This is a genomic window from Corynebacterium sp. (assembly GCF_012838985.1).
GTDB lineage: Bacteria > Actinomycetota > Actinomycetes > Mycobacteriales > Mycobacteriaceae > Corynebacterium.
Genome location: NZ_DUOE01000174.1, coordinates 1 through 2,570, shown reverse-complemented (window position 1 = coordinate 2,570; position 2,570 = coordinate 1). Strand labels below are relative to the sequence as shown.

The following is a 2,570-nucleotide window of genomic DNA, read 5'->3' as shown; positions in this document are numbered from 1 at the left end:
TGATGACCGCCAGGTTGACCGTCGCCTGCATCCCCTGCCCCGCCATGACGGCCGCCGCCCACATGAGCGCGGCCGCCCACACCCACGGGGCCAGCGGCAGGAGGAGGAGCGCCAGCGCGGCGAGCAGCCCGCTGCCGATGAGGACCGCCCGCGCGCCGTGGCGGTCCGCCATGGCCCCGATCTGACGGGAGGCGAGGAAGGCGGCGGTGCCACCGCACATGACCACCACGCCGCGGCCGGCGGGTCCGAGTCCGAAGGCGTCGCCGACGTGGAGGGCCGTCACGGCCGCCAGGCCGATGATGCCGGCGCCGACGATGAATCCGGTGGCCATGTGGATGAGGGTGGGCCCCCATTCGACCCGTCCCCGGACCCGCTGCGGGGAGGCCACCGGCGCCGGCACCTTCGGCAGGCGGACGAGGAGGATGAAGGCGGCGGAGGCGGCGGTGACCAGGAAAGTGAGCCGCCAGCTCACCAGGCTGGACACACCGGCGACGAGCGGGGCGGAGAGCATGCCGAGGGACTGCATGGCGGCGTAGGTGCCCAGCGCCCTGCCCAGCTCGCCGGGTGGGGTGAGTTCGCGGAGGATGTTCTGCAGGACGGGGAGGGTGAAGGCGTTGGCGAAACCGATCGTCGAGTAGCAGGCGAGGAACAGTCCCCACGAGGGGGTGATCAGCAGCATGAGCGCCATCGGCAGCGTCACGGCGTAGGCGGTGAGCACGACGCGGTGCGGCGGGAAGCGGCGTACCAGCCGTCCGGAGACGAGCATCATCGTCGCCAGCGGGAAGAGGTACGCGGAGATGGTCCACGCCGCCTGGCCGACGCTGATGCCGAAGGTCGCGGCGAACTCGGTGAGCACCACAGCCAGCGCCTGCCCGGTGAAGGGTCCGACGAACCCGCCCACCAGGATCGCCGCCATCTGCAGTCTTCTCATGACACCTAAACTTAGGCCGTGACCACTGCACCCATCGAATCGGCGCTGCGTCCCCTGGCTGATCCCGGGCGGGCCGTCGGCATGGCCGCCTACATGCGGGATCAGTTCGCGTTTCTGGGGGTGGGGGCAGTGGAACGTCGCAAAGCAACGCGGGGACTGCTCCCCCGCCTCCTCGACAGGGAGCTTGTCGACGCCCTCCTCGCCCTCCCCGAGCGCGAGTTCCACTACGTCGCCTGCGACCACCTGCGGAAGGTGCCCCTGGAGTCCACGGACGTGGACTTCCTGCGGAGCGTGGTCACCACACGATCCTGGTGGGACACCGTCGATGCCCTGGTCACACCGGTGGGGCGGGCCTGCACGCCGGAGCAGATGCGGGCGTGGGCGCGCGACGGCAACATGTGGGTGCGGCGGATGGCGGTGCTGCACCAGTTGGGGCGTCGGGAAGCAACCGACACTGCCCTGCTCGCGGAGATCCTGACCATGAACCTGGGCTCGCGCGAGTTCTTCATCGACAAGGCGGTCGGCTGGGCGCTGCGCGAGTACTCGAAGACGGATCCGGCATGGGTGCGCGGCTTCCTGGACACCCACGAGGTGGCCGCCCTGACCCGGCGGGAGGCGTCGAAACATTTGGAGCGGCCCACCCCGCGCTGATAGGATGACGCACGTCTCGGCGAGGCCCCGCATGGGGCGTTATCGACGCGATCATAAGGTTCATTTCAGCCTGCGATGACTCGACGAGGACATGTCCCCTCAGACCAGAGTCGGTCGCAGGCTTTCTGCCGGGCGGCCGGAACACAACAAGGAGCTTTAAGCCACATGGCAAAGTACCCCACCCTGACCGCTGCCCCCCGCGATGAGTTCGGCAAGGGCTTCGCCCGTCGTCTGCGCGTCGCCGGCCGTATCCCGGGCGTCATCTACTCCGCAGGTGCAGAGAACATCCACTTCTCCGTCGACCGCGTCGAGTTCACCGCCGTCGTGCGTAACCAGGGCGTCAACGCCATCGTCGAGCTCGACGTCGACGGCGAGAAGCACCTCACCATGATCAAGCACATCGACCAGAACGTGCTGACCCTGGACATCGACCACCTCGACATGCTGGGCATCAAGCGCGGCGAGCGCGTCGAGGTCGAGATCCCGGTCCTCTCCGAGGGCGAGGTCTACTCCGGCGCCATGCTCATCCAGGAGGTCGACACCATCCTGGTCGAGGCAGACGTCCTCGAGATTCCGGAGGAGATCGTCGTGTCCGTCGAGGGCATCGAGGCCGGCAACGTCATCAACGCCGGCGACATCAAGCTGCCGGAGGACGTCACCCTGGTCGACGACGCCGAGCTGCTCGTCTTCAACATCACCTTCGAGGAGGTCGCTGACGTTCCGGAGGAGGGCGAAGAGGGCACCGAGGACGCTGTCGGCGAAGCCGGCAAGGAGGAGGCCACCGAGGAGTAGATCCTCTCCCCTTCGAGCGTGTGACGCCTCTGACCGTCTGGTCAGGGGCGTCTCCCCTTTTCTGTGGCATGGTGGTCGGGTGACTGATTCTCCCCTTCTCATCGTCGGCCTGGGTAACCCGGGCGCGAAGTACGCCGACACCCGCCACAACATCGGCGTCATGCTTCTCGACGAGCTCGCCTCCCGCATCTCCCCC

General features: G+C 68.1%; 3 protein-coding genes and 1 pseudogene. 3 read left to right on the top strand and 1 reads right to left on the bottom strand.

What is annotated here, in order from left to right; translation table 11 throughout:
- Window positions 1-931, bottom strand: a 931-nt coding sequence (locus GXZ33_RS09900) for an MFS transporter (RefSeq protein WP_291340870.1), incomplete at its 3' end; no start/stop codon positions are given.
- Window positions 932-949: 18 nt separating this feature from the next.
- Between GXZ33_RS09900 and GXZ33_RS09895 the strand changes: the two genes are divergently transcribed.
- From GXZ33_RS09895 to GXZ33_RS09885, 3 genes and pseudogenes are all read left to right on the top strand, one after another.
- A complete protein-coding gene (locus tag GXZ33_RS09895) occupies window positions 950-1,582 on the top strand; it encodes a DNA alkylation repair protein (RefSeq protein ID WP_291340869.1) in 633 nt (210 codons plus the stop codon).
- A 165-nt stretch (window positions 1,583-1,747) separates the two neighbouring features.
- Window positions 1,748-2,374: a 50S ribosomal protein L25/general stress protein Ctc gene (locus GXZ33_RS09890; protein WP_291340868.1), complete on the top strand. Its 627-nt coding sequence runs from the start codon at window positions 1,748-1,750 to the stop codon at window positions 2,372-2,374.
- Window positions 2,375-2,453: 79 nt separating this feature from the next.
- Window positions 2,454-2,570, top strand: a pseudogene (locus tag GXZ33_RS09885) (aminoacyl-tRNA hydrolase); the annotation flags it as partial.